This window comes from Paraburkholderia flava (genome assembly GCF_004359985.1).
Classification (GTDB): domain Bacteria; phylum Pseudomonadota; class Gammaproteobacteria; order Burkholderiales; family Burkholderiaceae; genus Paraburkholderia; species Paraburkholderia flava.
This window is the reverse complement of sequence record NZ_SMRO01000001.1, coordinates 983577-1002708: the sequence shown is the minus strand read 5'-3', so window position 1 is coordinate 1002708 and position 19132 is coordinate 983577. Positions and strand designations below refer to the sequence as shown.

Here is a 19132-nt window from a genome sequence, read left to right as displayed (position 1 = left end):
CCGGAAGACACGCCCGCCGTAGCGACGTTCCGCGGCTTCGCGCGCGCCGGGCGCAACGCTTGCTCAAGCACTGCAACATCCTTGCGAGAGCTTCATGCCGGTCGATACCATTGAAACGTTGCAATCGTTTTTGCACGACAGCACTTCGTCGTTGGACGCGCCGTCGTTCGACACCGCGGATCACACCTCTGCAGTCGCGCGCACGTTCGCGGCGCTCGTCGAGCGGGGGCTCGACCGTTTGCCGCTGCCCGCGCACGGCGACACGCGCAGTCGCTGGCGCGCGCTGGCGACGGTCGCAGCCTGCGATCTCGCGCTCGTCAAACTCTACGAGGGCCACACCGACGCGCTGGCGATTCTCGCGGAACTCGAATCGGACGCGATCGTGCGTGGCGCGCGCTGGGGCGTGTGGGCCGCCGAGCCGCCCGACGCGCGGCTCGTCGCGACGCGTGTCGCAACAACCGGTGCACTGCGTATCGACGGGAAGAAGGCATGGTGTTCCGGCGCGCAGGCCGTGACGCATGCGCTCGCGACCGCCTGGCTCGACGACGGACCAATCCTCGTCGCCGTGGCGCTCGACGCCCCCGGCGTGACGATCGATCCGGACGGCTGGCGCGCGGTCGGCATGGCGGCGAGCGCGACCTGCGACGTGCGCTTCGACGGCGTGCGTGCCGCGATGGTCGGTGGACCGCAAGCGTATCTGCGACGGCCCGGTTTCTGGCACGGCGGTGCGGGCATTGCCGCGTGCTGGTACGGCGCGGCCGCGATGCTGCGCGATACCTTGACGGGCGCACTCGCGCGCCGCTCGCCCACCCATGTCGATCCTCATGCGCTCGCCCATCTCGGTGCCGCCGACGTCGCGCTCGCGGGGGCCGTGTGCGTGCTGCGCGAGACCGCTGCGTGGATCGACGCGCACCCGCACGCGGATGCGCAGTTGCCGGCGCTGCGCGCGCGTCTCGTGGTCGAGCAGGCGGCTACCGCGACGATTTCGCATGTCGCGCGTGCGCTCGGTCCTGCGCCGTTCTGCCGCGACCGGCGCTTCGCGCGGCTGATGGCCGATCTGCCGGTGTTCCTGCGACAGAGTCACGCGGAGCGCGATCTCGCCGCACTGGGCGAAGCCACGTTGAGCGAAGGCGGAACGACATGGACGCTGTGAAAGAGGTCTCGCCCGACCGCGCGCAGTTCGATGCGCTGTTTGCCCGCGACGCGGACCCATGGCGTTTTCGCGAACGCTGGTATGAACGGCGCAAGCGCATGCTGACGCTCGCGGTATTGCCGCGCGAACGCTATCGCCACGCATTCGAGGCAGGCTGCGCGAACGGCGAACTGGCCGCCGCGCTCGCGACGCGCTGCGATGCATTGCTCGCCGTCGATATCAGCGCGCACGCCGTCGAACATGCACGCGAGCGGCTCGCTTCGACGGCGCAGGTTCGCGTCGAACGCCGCACGTTGCCGGACGAATGGCCCGACGGCACGTTCGATCTGCTGGTGCTGAGCGAACTCGTCTACTACCTGACACCGTCTGCAACGGATACGCTGATCGAGCGCATTGGCGGCGCGTTATCCGACGACGCGACCGTACTCGCGTGCCACTGGCTGCATCCGTTCGACGGCGCGACGCAGCGGCCCGAACCGGTGCATGCGGCGCTCGGCGAACGTCTTGGCCTTGCGCACGTCGTGCATCACGTGGAGCCGGATCTGCTGCTCGATGTGTGGTCGAAGGATCCGCGTTCGGTCGCGCAGCGCGAGGGGTTCGCATGATCGGCATCGCGATTCCCGTTCACAACGAGGCGGCGCTGCTCGCCGCGTGTCTCGCATCGGTGCGCGCGGCGGCCGCGCATCCGCAACTTCGCGGCGAAGCGGTGTACACGGTGGTCGTGCTCGACGCATGTACCGACGATTCGCACGCGATCGCGCTCGAATACGGCGTCGCGCTGCTGCACGTGGACGCGCGCAACGTGGGTCATGCGCGCGCGACGGGTGCGGCTGCGCTGCTCGCGGCCGGCGCGCGCTGGCTCGCGTTCACCGATGCGGACACGCGCGTGTGCGCGGACTGGCTTGTCGCTCAGTTGCTGCTGGGTGCTGACGCGGTGTGCGGCCCTGTGTCGGTCGACGACTGGAGCGATCATCCGCCGCACGTGCGCGAGACGTTCTATCGCATGTATGTCGATGCGGATGGGCATCGTCATGTGCACGGTGCGAATCTCGGGGTGACGGCGAATGCTTATCGGCGGGCAGGTGGTTTTCCGCCGCTTGCTTGTAGCGAGGATGCGGCGCTGGTTGATCTGTTGATTGCGACCGGGGCCAGTATTGCGTGGAGTGCTGCGCCACGGGTTGTGACGAGCGCGCGGAAGGAGAGTCGTGCGCGGGGTGGGTTTGGGGATACGTTGGCTTCGTGGGTGGTGGAGTAGGGGCCGCACGCATTTTTACCTGGGACGAAGACGCAAGCCGCCTCTATCGATAAACGGCCATCGACATCCTCCCCGCGCTAAAGCGGAAGCGGTCGATCCGCGAGAACGCTTTTCATCACGAGCGTCGACGTCAGTCGCAACATGCGACAGGTATCGACCTGATCCGGCGGATTCGGATGCCGCTGGATCAGGTTCATCAACGCGGATACTCGCGCACTGATCGTAGCCGCAGGCTGTTATCTGCGGCTACGTCCGATGCTATTGCCCGTTCTGCATCGCCCCACCCGGTTGCGAGTAAGTACCGTTATTGTTCGACCGGTTCATCGACGAGTTAGGCGTCGCACCCGTACCTGTGCCGACGCCACCCCCTGTACCGGTTACACCCGGCGAGCCAGAGTTGCTCCCCGGGTTGCCCGGATGCATCGTCGGGCTACCCGACCCGGTGCCCGGCGAGCCCACGCCGCCTACACCACCGGCGCCGCCCATGTTGCCGCCACCCGCACCGACACCCGAGTTGCCGCCGGACGAACCGCCTCCGCCTCCCATGCCGCCGGCACCGACGCCTGCTGATCCATTGCCGCCCGCCGCGCCTGCGCTACCGCCCGCACTACCTCCACCGCCTGCGGCACCTGCCGCCCAGGCTCCAGTCGAAACCGCGCCCGCCAGTCCCATCAGCAATGCCGAAATCGCCATGCTCTTCGTTGTGCGTTTCATCGTCGAGTCCTCCATAAACCGTTGATCGATCACGGACGGGATGCGTCCGCACTCGTCGTTTATCGCGCAAGGGCCGTGCCGCAGTGACGACGTCGCGGCGGTCGCGAGGATGGGTACAGCGTTTGCGCGCGTGTCCGTCGATAGGGACACAGATAGGGACACACAGGGAGCACACGATGACCACATCGATCGACACACAACAACGGCTCGTCGAAATCGAGCACGCGTTGTCGCGGCGTTTTCCGTCGCCGTCGACCGCAGTGGCGCACGTCGCCGATTCATCGAACCGGATGACGGTCCAGGTGAAGTGGGTCGCGGCCGCTGCGGAGACGAGCGTGTTCGATGCACGCTGCGCGCTCGATCTGGTGTTCGCGCCGGGTGCGGTCGAACCCTACGCGTCGATGGACGGTGCAGCACGCGTCCGGGTCAGAGAGGCGTTGTGCGAGCAGGCCGGCGAGACGATGAACGCGCGGTTCGCACATCCGGACGACGTCGACAGCGAATGCCATGCATCGATGAACGTCGATCAGGCGTTGCTCGATCGCGCGGCGGGCTTGCCGCATTGAAGCACCCGAAGCGAGCCCACGAAGCGACGAAGACGAGGCCACGTAGAGCACCCGGCAAGCGATGCGTAAACGAGGCTCGGTAGCAATCCGCGGACCCGCCCAGGAAATCCCGCCCGTCGCAGTTTTCATCAGACTTTGGCGGAGCCCGGATACCCGATCAACGCTGGACGCTGGAACGATCGCACGCCATCATGGCGGGATCGCCACGCTGTGCGCCCGACCCGGCGCTCACCCTCTCTGCATGAAGAAAGACCCCGAACCGGTTCTGCCGAGTCAGATCGCTCATCCCATCGTCGGAATCGGCGCGTCGGCAGGCGGCTTGCGCGCCATGCTCGAATTCTTCGGCCAGTTGCCGGAGCACAGCGGCATGTCGTTCGTCGTCGTCCAGCATCTCGCGCCCGATCACGAGAGCAATCTGCGCGCGCTGCTGCAAAAGGTCACGCCGATGCGCGTCGTCGCGGTGACCGACACCGTGGCGATCGAGAAAGACTCCGTCTACCTGATCTCGCCCGCGCTCGACCTCACGATGTTCGACGACCATCTGCGCGTTCACTCCACCACGACGCGCACGCCGGCCCGCACCACGATCGATCTGTTTTTTCGCACGCTCGCGGATGCGCATCGCGAGCGTTCGGTCGGCGTCGTGCTGTCGGGCGGCGGCGCCGATGGGTCGCTCGGCCTCGCGCGTCTGAAGGAGCGGGGCGGCATGACGTTCGCGCAGGATCCGTTGGAGGCCGAACACGACAGCATGCCGCGCAGCGCAATCGGCACGGGCATGGTCGACTTCGTGCTGCCGGTTGCGCAGATCGCGCGCAAGCTCGTCGAGCTGCGCGAGAACGCCACCGAAATCAAGCTGCCGCCGCCCGACGAAGATGACGACGACAGCGAACTCGCACTTGATAACGCACGCGCATTGCACGAGATCATGGTCGCGCTGCGCACGCGCACCGCGCACGATTTCCGGCACTACAAACGCGCGACGGTGCTGCGGCGGCTCGAGCGCCGGATGCAGGTGAACGGTATCGCCGACGTGCAGGGCTATCGCGACTTCCTGCAGCAGCATCCCGACGAAACCTTCGCGCTGCTCCAGGACATGCTGATCAGCGTGACCAATTTTTTCCGCGACACCGATGCGTTCGATCTGCTCGCGCGCGACATCCTGCCGGCTGTCTGCCAGGGGCGCGCGGCGCAGGAGCGCGTGCGAGTGTGGTCCGCGGGCTGCGCGACCGGCGAGGAAGCCTATTCGCTCGCGATGCTGCTGCAGGAAGCGTCTGCGAGAACGCCCGAAGGCGTGCCGTTCCAGGTGTTCGCCACCGACATCGACGAACGCGCAATCTCGACGGCCCGTAACGGGCTCTATCCCGAAGGCGTCGCGCAGGACGTGTCCGCATCGCGGCTGCGGCAGTTCTTCGCGAAGGAGCCAGGTTACTACCGGATCCGCAAGGAACTGCGCGAGAACATGCTGTTCGCGGTGCACAACGTGCTGAGCGATCCACCGTTCTCGCGGCTCGACGTGATCTGTTGCCGCAATCTGCTGATCTATCTGGACCGCGAGGCGCAGATCGAACTGCTGCGGATGTTCCACTTCGCGTTGCGGCCGGGCGGCTATCTGTTTCTCGGCAGCTCGGAATCGGCGGACAGCGTCAGCACGCTGTTCACGCCGGTCGACAAGCGCAGCCGCATCTACCGCGCGAACATGGCGGTGCGCAGCGATACGACGCTGCCGGTCGTCGTCGCGGGGGCGCTCGGCACGCGGCGCGTGGTCAACGAATCGGTGCCGGCCGTGCGCCGCAAGTATTCGTACGGCGAGCTGCATCAGGCGCTGATCGAGCAGTTCGCGCCGCCCAGCGTGCTCGTGAATCGCGATTCGGCGATCCTGCATGTGTCCGATCGCGCGGGCCGCTTTCTGCAGTACGCGGCCGGCGAGCCGTCGCACAACGTCGTCAACGCGGTGTGGCCGGAACTGCGGCTCGAACTGCGCACGCTGATCTATCAGGTGTTCCAGACCAACCGCAGCGTCGAGGCGCGGCGCGTGCCGGTCGAGCGCGGCGGCCGGCGTTTCTTCGTCAACATGACGGCGCGGCCGGTGCACGATGCGGACGCGGGCGCGGACTACATTCTTGTGCTGTTCGACGAAGTCGAAAACCTCAGCGTCGTGCCGACCGCCGCGAACAGCGCCGATGCGGGCGCGGGCGACTCCGCCGTCGACGAACTCGAACGCGAACTGCAGCGTACGAAAGAGCAGTTGCAGGCCACGATCGAGCAGTCGGAGACATCGACCGAAGAACTGAAAGCCTCGAACGAGGAATTGCAGGCGATCAACGAGGAACTGCGCTCGGCGAGCGAAGAACTCGAAACCAGCAAGGAAGAACTGCAGTCGATCAACGAAGAGTTGACCACCGTCAACGCGGAACTGAAGGCGAAGGTCGAGGAAACCGGCAAGATCAACGACGACTTGCAGAACCTGATCGCCGCGAACGACGTCGCGACGATCTTCGTCGACCGCAACATGTGCATCAAGCGCTATACGCCGCGCGCGACCGAGGTGTTCAGCATCATCGCGTCCGATATCGGGCGCTCGCTGCTCGACATCACGCACCGTCTCGAATACGACCGGCTCGCGGACGACGCGGCCGAAGCATTCGATTCACTACGGATGATCGAGCGCGAACTGCGTTCGACGGGCGGCCGCTGGTATCTCGCGCGCTTCGTGCCGTACCGCACGACCGAGGACGTGATCGACGGCGCGGTGCTGTCGTTCATCGACATCAGCGCGCGGCGCAACGCCGAAGAGCGTCTACGCGAAGGCGAGAAGCGCATGCGCATCGCGGCGGCGAGTATCCGCGACTACGCGATCATCACGTTCGACGACGATGCGCTCGTGACCAGCTGGAACGCGGGCGCGGAACGCATCTTCGGCTACCGGGAAGCGGAGATGCTCGGCCGGTCAGCCGAGATTCTGTTCACCGATGAGGATCGTGCATCGGGCGCGGCTGCGACCGAGTTTCGCGTCGCGCGCGAACGCGGCCGCAGCGAGGACAATCGCTGGCATCTGCGCAAGGACGGTCAGAAGTTTCGCGCGAGCGGCGTGCTGACGCGCATCGACGACGGTGGCGTGCGCGGCTTCGCGAAGATCGCGCGCAATCTCGACGAGGAACAGGGCGCGAGCGCGGACGTCACCGCACGCCGTGGCCAGCGCGATGCGGAGCGCCGCCGCGACGAATTTCTCGCCGTTGTGTCGCATGAATTGAAGCATCCGCTCAACCTGATCTCCGGCAACATCGAACTGATCGCGCGCTCGAACGAAGCGATCCAGAATCCACGCCTCGCGCGCGCCGCGGATACGATTCGCCGCACGGTGGTCGGCCAGGCGCAGATCATCGACGATCTGCTCGACATGTCGCGTGTGCGCACCGGCAAGCTGTCGATCATGCGTTCGGCGGTGGACTGGCGCGACGCCGTGGAACGGATCTGCGGCGCGGCGCGCGACGAGGCTGCGCAGCGGCAGCTCACGCTGTCGTGCGTGCTGCCCGACGAGCCGGTGATCGTGCATGCGGACCTGACGCGCGTCGAGCAGATCGTCTGGAACCTCGTCAGCAATGCGCTGAAATTTACCGACAGCGGTGGGCGTATCGACGTGTCGCTGCGCACCACCGGCCCGCGCGACGCGACGCTGATCGTCAAGGACACGGGCAGCGGCATCGGCCCCGACGTGTTGCCGCATATCTTCGACATGTTCGAGCAGACGCGCGTGTCGAAGCAGCGGCGCGGCGGGCTCGGCATCGGTCTCGCGCTGGTTCGCGAACTGGTGACGATGCACGGCGGCCAGGTGCGCGCGAAGTCGGCGGGACCGGGGGAGGGCTCGACGTTCGAAGTGTCGCTGCCGCTGCGGCGCACGCTCGTCGATGCGCGGGCCGAAACGGAACAGGAACACGTGTCGTTGGCGGGGATGAAAATCCTGCTGGTCGACGACGACGCGGCGACTGTCGAAACCTTCAAGCTGCTGCTCGAAGCGGAAGGGGCGCGCGTCGATATCGCGACCGGTGCGCGCGCCGCGCTCGACCGGCTGAACAGCGACAAGCCGGACGTGATCCTGTCGGATCTCGGCATGCCGGGGATGGACGGCTTCGAGTTCATGGCCGAAGTGCGGCGCCGGCCGGGTTTCGAAACGGTGCGGTCAATTGCGCTGAGCGGTTTCGGTCAGGCGATGGATGTCGAGAAGGCGCAGGCGGCGGGTTTTACGAGCCACCTGACCAAGCCGGTGATGCTCGACGATCTGCTTACCGCGCTGACAAAGAGCGGTTGATCGCGCGATTCGGTTTCATTCAGGTGCTGCGCGCGGGTGCAGTGCTTTTGGTGGTTTTCCGGTTGCGCGGCGCGGTGGTGGGCGCCGTCTGACCTGCTGCGTCTTTCGCCGTGGTCACTGCGGGTCGCGCAAGTGCCGCTTCCGCCTGTTCGAGCCGGCCCATCGCTTCGCCTACCTCATGGCGGAACTGCCGCAACGCCGCGTGCGGCGCGTCGGGCGGCTGCAACGCGGACCACAGCACGTCGATCAACTGATCGGCGGTCGCGTCGATATCGGTGCGGCGCTGACCGAGCGTCGCGTCCCACAGCACGTGCTCCATCGGGCCGAACACCATCGAGCGCAGCAGCCGCAGCGGCACGTCCGCGCGTACCTGGCCATCCTGCTGGCCGCGCGCGAGTACCGCCATCAACGGCGCGGTGTAACGGCGCTGCAGATCGACCAATGCGTCGCTCAGTTCGTGATGCTGCGCGCGCCCTTCGGACAGCACGAGTGCGCACAGCCCGGTGCCGTTCACCAGCATCAGCCGCAGATGCGTCCTCACGATAAACGCGAACTGTTGCCGCACCGTGCCGTCGCGCGGCAGTCCGGTTTCGATCGCCCCGATGATTTCGTCGTACCAGTCGCCGATCACGCGCGCACACAGTTCGCGCTTGCCGCGGAAATAGCTGAACACCGTCGCCTCGGACACGCCGAGCCGCTGCGCGATCTCCGCTGTGGTCGCGCGCTCGTAGCCTTTTTCCGAAAACACGTCGCGGCCTGCCTGAAGGATGTCCTTCACGCGCTGCTGCGAGCGGGCGCCCGCCGGCTGGCGGCGTATTGCGCCGGGATCGGCCTTCGGTGCAGTACGCGGGGACGTTTTTGCTACGCTCATCGTCGGATATGAGTAATATTCAGATTGGGTTGCGGTGCGGCCAGCGTGTTGCGTGGCAAGGCTGCGCTACAGCACGCAGATTACCGCGCTTTCTGCGTTTCCGCGATATTTGAGTGTTACTCAAAATTCCTATTGACGTATACGTAAATGTAGCGTGAAATTCGCGTTGGACGGGAGAGTGCCGCCCGACGTGAATAACCCCCGAACAGGAATCGGCGCTGGAGTAGGCGCTAAAGCGCCAACTCCAGCATGGGACCGCAGTAAGCGCTGAAGCGCTAACTGCGGTCGACAGGAGACGCAACATGACCAACCTACCTGGTTTGCAATTTCCCCTTGGCGAAGAAATCCAGATGCTGCGCGACAGCATCGCGTCGTTCGCGGCGAAGGAAATCGCGCCGCGTGCCGGCGAGATCGACCGTACCGATCAGTTTCCGATGGACCTGTGGCGCAAGTTCGGCGACCTCGGCGTGCTCGGGATGACGGTCTCTGAGGAATACGGCGGCGCGAACATGGGCTACACCGCGCACATGATCGCGATGGAAGAAATCTCGCGGGCGTCGGCGTCGGTTGGGTTGTCGTACGGCGCACATTCGAACCTGTGTGTGAACCAGATCCACCGCAACGGCACCGATTCGCAAAAGCAGAAGTACCTGCCGAAGCTGGTGTCCGGCGAACACGTCGGCGCACTCGCGATGAGCGAGCCGAACGCGGGCTCCGACGTCGTCAGCATGAAACTGCGCGCCGATAAAAAGGGCGACCACTACGTGCTGAACGGCACGAAGATGTGGATCACCAACGGCCCCGACTGCGACACGCTGGTTGTCTATGCGAAGACCGATCTCGAAGCGGGTTCGCGCGGCATCACCGCGTTTATCGTCGAGAACGGGATGAAGGGCTTTTCGGTCGCGCAGAAGCTCGACAAGCTCGGCATGCGCGGCTCGCACACCGGCGAACTCGTATTCGTGGACGTCGAAGTGCCGGAAGAAAACATCCTCGGCCAGTTGAACGGCGGCGTGAAGGTGCTGATGAGCGGCCTCGATTACGAGCGCGCCGTGCTCGCGGGCGGTCCGACCGGCATCATGGTCGCGGTGATGGACGCGGTTGTGCCGTATATCCACGACCGCAAGCAGTTCGGTCAGGCCATCGGCGAATTCCAGCTGATCCAGGGCAAGGTCGCCGACCTGTACACGACGCTGCAGGCGTGCCGCGCGTACCTGTATGCGGTCGGCCGGCAACTCGACACGCTCGGCACTGCGCACGTGCGCCAGGTCCGCAAGGACTGCGCAGGCGTGATTCTCTACACCGCCGAAAAAGCGACGTGGATGGCCGGCGAGGCGATCCAGATTCTCGGCGGCAACGGCTATATCAACGAATACCCGGTCGGTCGGCTGTGGCGCGACGCGAAGCTCTATGAGATCGGCGCGGGGACGAGCGAAATCCGCCGGATGCTGATCGGTCGCGAACTGTTCGCCGAGACGATGTAAGCGCGTCTGCGAATCCAGCACGTACATAAACAAACCCGAGGCGAACAGGAGAGCCCCGCCATGCCGATCATCGAAACCAGGCTGAATCCGCGCTCGGACGACTTTCGCGCGAACGCAGCCGCGCTCGAAGCGCTGGTCGCGGATCTGCGCGAGAAAGTGTCGAAGCTCGCCCTCGGCGGTGGCGAGGCGGCGCGCGACAAGCACGTGTCGCGTGGCAAGCTGCTGCCACGTGACCGCATCGCGCAACTGCTCGATCCGGGCACGCCGTTTCTCGAACTGTCGCAACTCGCCGCGTACGGGATGTACAACGACGACGCGCCGGGTGCGGGCGTGATCACCGGCATTGGCCGCATTGCGGGGCAGGAATGCGTGATCGTCTGCAACGATGCGACGGTCAAAGGTGGCACCTACTATCCGGTGACAGTAAAGAAGCACGTACGCGCGCAGGAAATCGCTTCGGAAAACCGTCTGCCCTGCGTGTACCTCGTCGATTCCGGCGGCGCGAACTTGCCGAACCAGGACGACGTGTTTCCCGATCGCGATCACTTCGGCCGCATCTTCTACAACCAGGCGAATCTGTCGGCGGTGGGCATTCCGCAGATCGCCGTCGTGATGGGCTCGTGCACGGCCGGCGGCGCGTATGTGCCTGCGATGAGCGACGAGTCGATCATCGTGAAGAATCAGGGGACGATTTTTCTGGGTGGCCCGCCGCTGGTGAAGGCCGCGACCGGCGAGGAAGTCAGCGCGGAAGACCTCGGCGGCGGCGACGTGCATACGCGTCTCTCCGGTGTCGCCGATCATCTCGCGCAGAACGATGCGCATGCGCTCTCGATTGCGCGCAGCATCGTCGGCAATCTGAATCGTCGCAAGGACGTGCCGGTTGCGCTGCAGGAATCGAAGCCGCCGCGCTACGACGTGAAGAGCCTGTACGGCGTGATCCCCGCCGACACGCGCAAGCCGTTCGACATCCGCGAAGTGATCGCGCGCATCGTCGACGACTCCGCATTCGACGAATTCAAGGCACGCTACGGCACGACGCTCGTCACCGGTTTCGCGCATATCTGGGGGCACCCGGTCGGCATCATCGCGAACAACGGCATCCTGTTTTCCGAATCGGCGCTGAAGGGCGCGCATTTCATCGAGTTGTGCTGCCAGCGCAAGATTCCGCTCGTGTTTCTGCAGAACATCACCGGCTTCATGGTGGGCCGCAAGTACGAGAACGAGGGCATCGCGCGCAACGGTGCGAAGATGGTCACGGCGGTTGCGACGGCGAAGGTGCCGAAGTTCACGGTGATCATCGGCGGGTCGTTCGGCGCGGGTAACTACGGGATGTGCGGTCGTGCGTATTCGCCGCGCTTCCTGTGGATGTGGCCGAACGCGCGCATCTCGGTGATGGGCGGCGAGCAGGCGGCATCGGTGCTCGCGACGGTGAAGCGCGACGGCATCGAAGGAAAAGGCGGCGCGTGGAGCGCGGAGGAAGAAGAAGCGTTCAAGCAGCCGATCCGCGAGCAGTACGAACACCAGGGGCATCCGTATTACGCGAGCGCACGGTTGTGGGACGACGGCGTGATCGATCCGGCGCAGACGCGCGACGTGCTCGGGCTTGGTCTGTCCGCATCGATGAACGCGCCGATCGAGGACACGCGTTTCGGCGTGTTCCGGATGTGACGCGCGGCATCGAAAAGAACGAAGGAGCGAACGGTCATGTCCACTCAATATGAAACGCTGAACGTCGATATCGCGCACGCCGTCGCGACGGTGACGCTGAACCGCCCCGACGTGCGCAACGCGTTCAACGAAACGATGATTGCCGAACTGACCGACGCGTTCGGCTCGCTCGGTATGTGCGACGACGTGCGCGCAATCGTGCTCGCCGCGAACGGCAAGGCGTTCTGCGCCGGCGCTGACCTGAACTGGATGAAGAAGATGGCCGGCTTCTCGGATGACGAGAACCGTGCGGACGCGCGGCGGCTTGCGTCGATGTTGGCAGCCGTCTATCGGTGCCCGAAGCCGGTGATCGCGCGTGTGAGCGGCGACGTATACGCAGGCGGCATGGGTCTGATTTCAGCGTGCGACATAGTAGTCGCAGTCGACACAGCACGCTTCTGTCTATCGGAAGCAAAGCTAGGCCTGATCCCCGCGACGATCGCACCGTACGTGATCCGCGCACTCGGCGAACAGGCCGCGCGCCGCTACTTCACTACGGCCGAAGCATTCGACTGCACGACCGCACACCGGCTCGGCCTCGTCGCGGAAGCAGTCGACATCGCGCTGCTCGATGTAACTGTCCGACAGATCGCGTCCGCACTGTGCGCGAACGGGCCGTCGGCGGTGCGCGAATGCAAGGCGCTCGTGCAGGACATCGCGGGGCGCGAGCTGAATGCCGCACTGATCGAAGACACCGCGTTGCGCATCGCTCGTGTGCGGGCAAGTGCCGAAGCGCGCGAAGGTGTCGCGTCGTTTCTCGAGAAGCGTGCGCCCGCGTGGCGCGGCGATCCTGCATAACATCACCGGCGAGACACTCTCATGTTCAACAAGATCCTGATCGCGAACCGCGGTGAAATTGCGTGCCGCGTCGCGGCCACCTGCCGACGACTCGGTATCGCGAGCGTCGCCGTGTATTCGGATGCGGACGCCGGCGCGAAGCATGTCGCCGCGTGCGACGAAGCGGTGCATATCGGCGGTGCGAGCGCAGCGGAAAGCTATCTGCGCGCCGAACGCATCGTCGCAGCCGCGCGCGCGACCGGTGCGCAAGCGGTGCATCCGGGCTATGGATTCCTGTCGGAGAACGAGGACTTCGCACGAGCCTGCGAAGCAGCGGGCATCGCCTTCATCGGACCGCCGGTCGAAGCGATCGCGGCGATGGGATCGAAGGCCGCTGCGAAGGCACTGATGCATGCGGCTGCGGTGCCGCTCGTGCCCGGCTATCACGGCGACGATCAGGACGCGGCGCTGTTGCAGCGCGAAGCCGACGCGATCGGCTACCCGGTGCTGCTGAAAGCGAGCGCGGGCGGTGGCGGTAAGGGGATGCGCGTCGTCGAGCGCAGCGCCGACTTCGCAGCGGCGCTTGCGTCATGCAAGCGTGAGGCGGCGAGCAGCTTCGGCAACGATCGCGTGCTGATCGAGAAGTATCTGACGCGGCCGAGGCACGTCGAAGTGCAGGTGTTCGCCGATCGTCTCGGCGGTACGGTGTATCTGTTCGATCGTGATTGCTCGGTGCAGCGTCGTCATCAGAAGGTGCTGGAGGAAGCGCCCGCGCCGGGACTGCCCGCCGAACTGCGGCGCGCGATGGGCGAGGCAGCGGTCGCGGCAGCGCGCGCGGTGAACTACGTCGGTGCGGGCACCGTCGAGTTCATCATGACCGGTGACGACTTCTACTTCATGGAGATGAATACGCGACTGCAGGTCGAGCATCCGGTGACCGAAATGGTGACGGGCCTCGATCTGGTCGAGTGGCAGTTGCGCGTCGCGTCGGGCGAACCGCTGCCGTTGCAGCAGGACCAGCTGACGCTGACCGGCCATGCGATCGAAGCGCGGATTTACGCCGAACATCCGGCGCGCGGTTTTCTGCCGTCGACGGGCACGCTAAAGCATCTGCGGATGCCGGACGGCGTTCAGTTCACGGTCGGCGCGCACACAGGAGACGGCAGCCGCGCGGCGGTGCGCATCGATAGCGGTGTGCGCGAAGGCGACACGATCACGCCGTTCTACGATCCGATGATCGCGAAGCTGATCGTCTACGGCGCGACGCGCGACGAAGCGCTGACGCGTTTGCATCGCGCGTTGCAGGGTTGCGAGGTGGTTGGGCCGCATACGAACGTCGAGTTTCTGCAGCGGATCGTGACGAGCAAGCCGTTTGCATCGGCCGATCTCGACACCGGATTGATCGAGCGGCATCACGATGCGCTGTTCGCGCCGGGACGCAAGCCGTTCCGCGAAGGACTCGCGCTGGCATGCGCGGCGTTGCTCGCGCGCGAAGGCGGCGTCGAGCACGGCACGTCGCCGTGGGATGCGTTGTCGCACTGGCGTCTGAACGGCGGGTACACGCAGGCGCTCGCATGGCAGGACACCGACGACGAAGCCGCATTCACGGCGACGTTCGCTCGCGATGAAGCCGGTGCGCAGACGCTCCATTACCACGGCGCGCGTGAGGCCTTCACGTGGTGGCGTGGCGACGATGCGCACGAATACGGCGCGACGATCGGCACGACGCGTGTGAAAGGGCGCGTATTCATCGACGGCGATACGTTCCATGTGTTCTGTCTCGGCGCGACGCTGTCGTTCGAATGGCAGAACCTGCTCGCGCATGCGGCCGATACCGAACACGGCGAAGGCAGGCTCACCGCGCCGATGCCGGGCAAGGTGATCGCGGTGCTGGTCGAGGCGGGTGCGACGGTCGAGAAGGGCGCGCCGCTGATCGTGATGGAAGCGATGAAGATGGAGCACACGATCGGTGCGCCGGCTGCGGGTGTAGTAGAAGAGGTGTTGTATGCGGTCGGCGATCAGGTGGCCGATGGGGCGCAGTTGCTTGTTCTTAAACCTGCTTGAGATCGCTCAGGCGATACGCGGGTAACCCGCCGCGATCGCCTCGTCTTCGAGTTGCACGATGCGTGCGTAGTCGGCGAACGATACTTCGGTGAAGCGCTTGAGCCGTAATTGCGCGGCTCGTTCGGGCTGTGTGTTGTTTGCTGTGTTCAATGCGTCGCGTAGCGACTGAGCGAGTGCTGTCGGCACCGGGCGCGCCGCGATCAGCGGTAGTCCAGGCGATGTCGCGCTCCAGCCGATCTGTCGCACCGCTTGAGCAAGTTCGGGCAGCGCGTCGCGCACATAAGCCATCGTCACGCAATCGATCGCTGCAACGTCCGCGCGATTTTCCGCGAGCGCCTGTAGCGATCCCACATGCGAACCGGTTCGAATCGCCGCACCAAAGAAGCGTCCATCGCGCGCAAGCGGCGCGACCGCATGACGCAAAACATTCATGCCACTGTTCGAATCGTCCTGGTTATACGCGGCTCGCATGCCACGGCAGGCTTCGAGCGAATCCAGATTTGCGCTCGCACGTGTGACCAGTGCGCTCGAATACTCGATACCCGCACAGCCGGGCACGTCGAATTCAGGTGCCGCGATCAGCTGCACGCGATCCTGCAAGCCATGCATCAACGGATAGCCGCAGGTCTGCGCGAGCAGCAGATCGTCGCGGCGCCAGAGCGCGTGCAGGTCGTCCGGTGCGTCGATCACAGAGGCATCCGGCGTGACCGCGCGCACTGCTTCGTCGAGCAGCGAACGCCACAGCGCGCCGAGCGCGGGCGTCACGTTGTACATCGGGAGCGAGGCGATCCAGGTCATGCGGGGGATTGTGGCACAGGACGCTGCTTGAGCGATGCACGCAGCATTGTCTTTCCCGGCAGTCGTAGCGCGGTTTCCGTCGTCATTGCGCGGGCATGCAACGCATCCTCTTCCTGTATGCTAGCCACTACGCCAGCCCACGCGAAGACGAAGTCACGGGCGGTTCACGCAGACAATCAAATAGATCGACCGAATTCGGGGAGTCGTAATGAAACGAGGCTTCAGTGTGGTGTGTGCCGGCGCAATCCTCCTGACAGGATGTGCAACCCAGCAGCAGAAATACGACAGCATGGGCCCTGCGCTGTCGCTGATGTCGCAGCAGCAAAAATGCTACCTCGTCGCGCAGACCGAATCGGCTGCCGCGCAATGGCGCGACGACGGCGTGCCGGTCAAGGACGCTCACGCGCGGCTCGACGCGGTCATCATGCCGATGCGCGCCCCCGACGACTACAAGCAGAGCCTGCATCAGAGCATCGATACAACCTACCAGAGCCAGGTCACCTCGCAGCAGCTTTATCTGCGGATGAAGAGCGCATGTCGCGGTGAAAACGCGAGAGTGCCTGCGGTGAATTGAGTGTCGCGGGGGCCGCCTCTGCCGGAGCCGGCCCCGTTCCATCTACGCGTGATCGCACCATCAGGTTAGCGAATCAGTTCGACCCATCGTAAGTCACGATCTCCACCCAGTTCGCCCCCTTGCCAACCGGATACTTGCCGATTGCTTCGAGGTGACCGCTCTTCGGTTCGATCCGGTAGACGCTCATCGTCGGCGACAGCTGACCGACCGCGAGCAGATAGCGTCCCGACGGATCGATATTGAAACCGCGCGGCTGTTTCTCCGTCGGATACGTACCGATGCGCGTGAGCTTGCCCGACGCAGGATCGACGCGATAGACGGCCAGCGTGCTCGACGTGCGTTCCGACGCGTACAGGAAGCGTCCATCCGGCGTCAGATGAACATCGGCGCCCCACGGCTTGTCGCCCGAGAAATGCTCCGGAAGGATCGAGATGACCTGGATCGGCTTGACCGTATCGTCCGAGTGCGTAAGTGACAGCACGTGCAGCTTGCCGTCGAGTTCGTCGATCAGATACGCGAAACGTCCGTTCGCGGAGAACACGAAGTGACGCGGCCCGGATTTTTCCGGCAACCGGTACGCGGGATCGGCGTTTTCGGTGAGCTTGCCGGTCGATGCGTCGAACGGCAGACGCAGCCACGCGTCCGCGCCCAGCACCGATGCGAACGCATAGCGGCCGCTCGGCGACAGGCGGATCGCGTGCGCCATCGGTCCTGTCTTGATCGTCTGCAGCACGTCGCCCGCGACGCCGTTGCTGCCGATCGCGTTCACCGCCAGCAGGTTGCCGCCATACGATGCGGAGAACAGATAGCGGCCCGTCGCATCGGTCGACACGTACGCCATGCTTTCGGCGAGCGGTGCGCGGCCCAGTTCGATCAGCTTGCCGTTCAGCGGATCGATCGCAAAGCTCACGACGCGGTACGGCGTCGAGCGCAGCGCGGCGTACAGGCGATGATGATCCGGCGACAGCGCCATCGGCATCACGGTGCCGTCGACCGGCACGGTCTCGACGTTCGTCAGTTTTCCATCGGACGTATCGACGCTGAACACCGAGATGTCGCGGCTGTCGGCGTTCGACACATACGCATACGTCGCGGCGTGCGCGATCATCGACGCCATCATGCCGGCTGCGGCGGTGGCGATGATCCGGAGAGTTGCATTCATGTTCTTTGATGCCCTGGGTTGATCAATCGGTCAGAAAGAGTGCGTTAAAAAAATCATGCAGTGGCCGCGACACGGAACACCGACATCGCGGCCTTCATCAAATGCGCCTGATGCTCGAGCGCGCTGGCCGCCGCGCCCGCCTGCTCGACGAGTGCCGCGTTGTGCTGCGTCATCTGTTCCATCTGGCTGACGGCCTCGCCGACCTGCACGATGCCCGCGCTTTGCTCGACGGTGGCCGTCGTGATCTCGGTCATGATCGTCGCGACGCGCCGTATCGCGGCAACGATCTCGTTCATCGATTGCCCCGCCTGCGTGACGAGCTGATTGCCGTTGTTCACGTCGTCGATCGACGCGCCGATCAACTGGCGAATCTCGCGCGCCGCGCCTGCGCTGCGTTGCGCGAGCGTGCGCACTTCACCCGCGACGACCGCGAAGCCGCGTCCCTGTTCGCCGGCACGCGCCGATTCGACCGCTGCGTTCAGCGCGAGGATGTTGGTCTGGAACGCGATGCTGTCGATCATCCCGGTGATCTCCGCGATCTTCTGCGAGCTCGCGCGCACGACTCCCATCATTTCGACGGATCGCGCGACCATCTCGCCGCCGCTCTGCGCGAGCGTCGCGGCGCCGGAGGCGAGTTCGCTCGCCTGCTGCGCGTGATCGGCGTTGCGCTTCACCGTCGACATCAGTTCGCCCATGCTCGCGACGGTTTCTTCGAGCGACGCGGATTGCTCCTCCGTGCGGCTCGACAGATCCAGGTTGCCCGCGGCGATTTCGCGTGCGGCTGTATGAATCGATTCGCTGCTGTTGCGTACGCCGACCACGGTTTGCGCGAGACCCGACTGCATTCGTCGCATCGCCGAAAACAGTCGCCCGATTTCATTGTTGCCCGCAGGCGGCACTTCGTGCGTGAGTTCGTTCGATGCGATCTGGTCGAGCAGCAACGCGGCCTCGGCAAGCGGTCGCGCAACGAGACTGCGCAGCGCGAAATGCGTCGCGACGGTCAGCGCCAGCGCGAGCGCAATGCCGATACCGACCATCGCGACGATCCGCTCGTAGTGCGCGTTGTCTTCGTCGATCGTGTCTTCCGACAGCTGGTTCGCGAGGCGCTGGAATTTCTCGACGTTGGCGGAATAGACCTGTCCCGCCACGGTGATGTCCTTGTCGTTGATCGCCGCGTAGGCGGCGGTGTCGCCATTGCGCAGCGCGTCGGTCGCACGGGCCAGCAGGTTCGCGAGGCTTGTCGACGAGTCGACCAGTTGCTGCTTGAGACTTCCGTCGACACCGGAGATCTCCAGTGCGGTCTGGAACAGCTGTGTTTCTTTCGCCGATAGATCGAAGGTCCGCTTCGCGCTCTGCAGCGCCGAGTCGCGCACAACCAGGTCGTTGTGTTCTTTCAGCGCAACGTACGCGCGCACCAGCGCGGAGCGGGTGCGCGTGCTGTCCTTGTAGCTGTCGTTGACGAGCACCGTCTGGCGTGCGAGTTCGTGTAGTCGTTTAGCGTTCGTGTTCGCGTTTTTCAGCGCGACGATTCCGGTGACGCCGCCGATCGTGATCATCGTCGCGAAGACCGCGAGCACGATGAGGAGGCTGCTTCCTACCTTGAAGTTGCGCATGTCGCGGCTATTCCTGAGTTTTTTCGACACTTCTTCTAACGGCCCGTCGTGCGGTAACCTGAGTTCGGAGCCCGTACTGTTTTTCTGA

At 64.9% G+C, this 19132-nt stretch carries 15 protein-coding genes; 10 read left to right on the top strand and 5 right to left on the bottom strand.

What is annotated here, in order from left to right; all coding sequences use genetic code 11:
- The first annotated feature begins 94 nt into the window (after window positions 1-94).
- Genes E1748_RS04400 through E1748_RS04390 form a run of 3 tightly spaced genes read left to right on the top strand, consistent with a single transcriptional unit; the run spans window position 95 to window position 2408 of the window.
- On the top strand, window positions 95-1153 hold the full coding sequence (locus E1748_RS04400) for an acyl-CoA dehydrogenase family protein (RefSeq protein ID WP_133645917.1): 1059 nt from the start codon (window positions 95-97) through the stop codon (window positions 1151-1153).
- Window positions 1141-1758, top strand: a complete 618-nt coding sequence (locus E1748_RS04395) for an SAM-dependent methyltransferase (protein WP_133645916.1) — start codon at window positions 1141-1143, stop codon at window positions 1756-1758. The genes E1748_RS04400 and E1748_RS04395 overlap by 13 nt, the downstream gene beginning before the upstream one ends.
- On the top strand, window positions 1755-2408 hold the full coding sequence (locus E1748_RS04390; protein ID WP_133645915.1) for a glycosyltransferase: 654 nt from the start codon (window positions 1755-1757) through the stop codon (window positions 2406-2408). The genes E1748_RS04395 and E1748_RS04390 overlap by 4 nt, the downstream gene beginning before the upstream one ends.
- Before the next feature lie 258 nt (window positions 2409-2666).
- Here E1748_RS04390 and E1748_RS04385 read toward each other — a convergent pair whose 3' ends face one another.
- Window positions 2667-3122, bottom strand: a complete 456-nt coding sequence (locus E1748_RS04385; RefSeq protein WP_133645914.1) for a hypothetical protein — start codon at window positions 3120-3122, stop codon at window positions 2667-2669.
- A gap of 176 nt (window positions 3123-3298) precedes the next feature.
- On the opposite strand from E1748_RS04385, the gene E1748_RS04380 reads away from it, so the two are divergent.
- Both E1748_RS04380 and E1748_RS04375 read left to right on the top strand, forming a co-directional pair.
- On the top strand, window positions 3299-3688 hold the full coding sequence (locus E1748_RS04380; protein ID WP_133645913.1) for a DUF3022 domain-containing protein: 390 nt from the start codon (window positions 3299-3301) through the stop codon (window positions 3686-3688).
- Between the two features lie 241 nt (window positions 3689-3929).
- Window positions 3930-7994, top strand: coding sequence for a CheR family methyltransferase (locus tag E1748_RS04375; RefSeq protein WP_133645912.1), 4065 nt, complete (start codon window positions 3930-3932; stop codon window positions 7992-7994).
- Between the two features lie 19 nt (window positions 7995-8013).
- Here E1748_RS04375 and E1748_RS04370 read toward each other — a convergent pair whose 3' ends face one another.
- Entirely contained in the window at window positions 8014-8865 is an 852-nt protein-coding gene (locus E1748_RS04370; RefSeq protein WP_133645911.1) for a TetR/AcrR family transcriptional regulator, read from the bottom strand.
- Window positions 8866-9167: 302 nt separating this feature from the next.
- On the opposite strand from E1748_RS04370, the gene E1748_RS04365 reads away from it, so the two are divergent.
- From E1748_RS04365 to E1748_RS04350, 4 genes are read left to right on the top strand one after another with little or no spacing between them, the layout of a single operon-like run.
- Window positions 9168-10349 carry an isovaleryl-CoA dehydrogenase gene (locus E1748_RS04365; protein WP_133645910.1) on the top strand — a complete coding sequence of 394 codons (1182 nt, stop codon included), beginning with the start codon at window positions 9168-9170 and terminating at the stop codon, window positions 10347-10349.
- Window positions 10350-10409: 60 nt separating this feature from the next.
- Entirely contained in the window at window positions 10410-12017 is a 1608-nt protein-coding gene (locus E1748_RS04360) for a carboxyl transferase domain-containing protein (RefSeq protein ID WP_133645909.1), read from the top strand.
- A gap of 36 nt (window positions 12018-12053) precedes the next feature.
- Window positions 12054-12854, top strand: coding sequence for an enoyl-CoA hydratase/isomerase family protein (locus E1748_RS04355; RefSeq protein ID WP_133645908.1), 801 nt, complete (start codon window positions 12054-12056; stop codon window positions 12852-12854).
- Between the two features lie 21 nt (window positions 12855-12875).
- Window positions 12876-14897: an acetyl/propionyl/methylcrotonyl-CoA carboxylase subunit alpha gene (locus tag E1748_RS04350; RefSeq protein WP_133645907.1), complete on the top strand. Its 2022-nt coding sequence runs from the start codon at window positions 12876-12878 to the stop codon at window positions 14895-14897.
- A 6-nt stretch (window positions 14898-14903) separates the two neighbouring features.
- Here E1748_RS04350 and E1748_RS04345 read toward each other — a convergent pair whose 3' ends face one another.
- Window positions 14904-15695 (bottom strand): phosphate/phosphite/phosphonate ABC transporter substrate-binding protein, encoded by a 792-nt coding sequence (locus E1748_RS04345; RefSeq protein WP_133645906.1) that lies wholly within the window; start codon window positions 15693-15695, stop codon window positions 14904-14906.
- 208 nt (window positions 15696-15903) lie between these two features.
- Between E1748_RS04345 and E1748_RS04340 the strand changes: the two genes are divergently transcribed.
- Window positions 15904-16269 carry a hypothetical protein gene (locus E1748_RS04340; RefSeq protein ID WP_133645905.1) on the top strand — a complete coding sequence of 122 codons (366 nt, stop codon included), beginning with the start codon at window positions 15904-15906 and terminating at the stop codon, window positions 16267-16269.
- Window positions 16270-16342: 73 nt separating this feature from the next.
- Here the strand turns inward: E1748_RS04340 and E1748_RS04335 are convergent, their stop codons facing one another.
- Window positions 16343-17431 carry a lactonase family protein gene (locus E1748_RS04335; protein WP_133645904.1) on the bottom strand — a complete coding sequence of 363 codons (1089 nt, stop codon included), beginning with the start codon at window positions 17429-17431 and terminating at the stop codon, window positions 16343-16345.
- A gap of 53 nt (window positions 17432-17484) precedes the next feature.
- Window positions 17485-19044 carry a methyl-accepting chemotaxis protein gene (locus tag E1748_RS04330; protein ID WP_133645903.1) on the bottom strand — a complete coding sequence of 520 codons (1560 nt, stop codon included), beginning with the start codon at window positions 19042-19044 and terminating at the stop codon, window positions 17485-17487.
- Window positions 19045-19132 lie beyond the last annotated feature (88 nt).

Excerpts from the sequence above, each read along its gene's own strand:
- E1748_RS04400 (WP_133645917.1), top strand. The coding sequence starts at position 95 with ATGCCGGTCGATACCATTGAAACGTTGCAATCGTTTTTGCACGACAGC.
- E1748_RS04395 (WP_133645916.1), top strand. The coding sequence starts at position 1,141 with ATGGACGCTGTGAAAGAGGTCTCGCCCGACCGCGCGCAGTTCGATGCG.
- E1748_RS04390 (WP_133645915.1), top strand. The coding sequence starts at position 1,755 with ATGATCGGCATCGCGATTCCCGTTCACAACGAGGCGGCGCTGCTCGCC.
- E1748_RS04385 (WP_133645914.1), bottom strand. The coding sequence starts at position 3,122 with ATGAAACGCACAACGAAGAGCATGGCGATTTCGGCATTGCTGATGGGA.
- E1748_RS04380 (WP_133645913.1), top strand. The coding sequence starts at position 3,299 with ATGACCACATCGATCGACACACAACAACGGCTCGTCGAAATCGAGCAC.
- E1748_RS04375 (WP_133645912.1), top strand. The coding sequence starts at position 3,930 with ATGAAGAAAGACCCCGAACCGGTTCTGCCGAGTCAGATCGCTCATCCC.
- E1748_RS04370 (WP_133645911.1), bottom strand. The coding sequence starts at position 8,865 with ATGAGCGTAGCAAAAACGTCCCCGCGTACTGCACCGAAGGCCGATCCC.
- E1748_RS04365 (WP_133645910.1), top strand. The coding sequence starts at position 9,168 with ATGACCAACCTACCTGGTTTGCAATTTCCCCTTGGCGAAGAAATCCAG.
- E1748_RS04360 (WP_133645909.1), top strand. The coding sequence starts at position 10,410 with ATGCCGATCATCGAAACCAGGCTGAATCCGCGCTCGGACGACTTTCGC.
- E1748_RS04355 (WP_133645908.1), top strand. The coding sequence starts at position 12,054 with ATGTCCACTCAATATGAAACGCTGAACGTCGATATCGCGCACGCCGTC.
- E1748_RS04350 (WP_133645907.1), top strand. The coding sequence starts at position 12,876 with ATGTTCAACAAGATCCTGATCGCGAACCGCGGTGAAATTGCGTGCCGC.
- E1748_RS04345 (WP_133645906.1), bottom strand. The coding sequence starts at position 15,695 with ATGACCTGGATCGCCTCGCTCCCGATGTACAACGTGACGCCCGCGCTC.
- E1748_RS04340 (WP_133645905.1), top strand. The coding sequence starts at position 15,904 with ATGAAACGAGGCTTCAGTGTGGTGTGTGCCGGCGCAATCCTCCTGACA.
- E1748_RS04335 (WP_133645904.1), bottom strand. The coding sequence starts at position 17,431 with ATGAATGCAACTCTCCGGATCATCGCCACCGCCGCAGCCGGCATGATG.
- E1748_RS04330 (WP_133645903.1), bottom strand. The coding sequence starts at position 19,044 with ATGCGCAACTTCAAGGTAGGAAGCAGCCTCCTCATCGTGCTCGCGGTC.